Origin of the sequence: Prevotella sp. AM42-24, from assembly GCF_003461825.1 — a bacterium.
Lineage (GTDB): Bacteria > Bacteroidota > Bacteroidia > Bacteroidales > Bacteroidaceae > Prevotella > Prevotella hominis.
Genome location: NZ_QTXV01000169.1, coordinates 1 through 400 on the forward strand (window position 1 = coordinate 1; position 400 = coordinate 400).

The following is a 400-nucleotide window of genomic DNA, read 5'->3' on the forward strand; positions in this document are numbered from 1 at the left end:
CACAAAAAAAGGGTGCGTCACAGACTTATGACACACCCTCATTTCTTTGCCTGTATATAAAACAAAGATTCCTTAAACGATACCAGGCGCAAAAATAGTTATAATAGCAGCGAAAAATCTTGATTGTGACATTCCAACCGTAACTATGCCAGTTCAAATAACTTTAATCATATCAAAATGTAGTAAAATCATTAAATTCAGCAACAAAATTGAACGTAAGGAACAGGCGGGGCATGTCTGCCGATGGATGGCTTTTGGCATCACGATTGTCATCGTCGTCGTAGAATGTACCATAGTAATCGGCCTATTTGAATGGCGCAATAGAAGCAGGATGGAGAGCAGGATTGCAGAGAGGCACCTTTGGCGGAAAAGCATGTATGACTTGAACATGTGTGTCGCC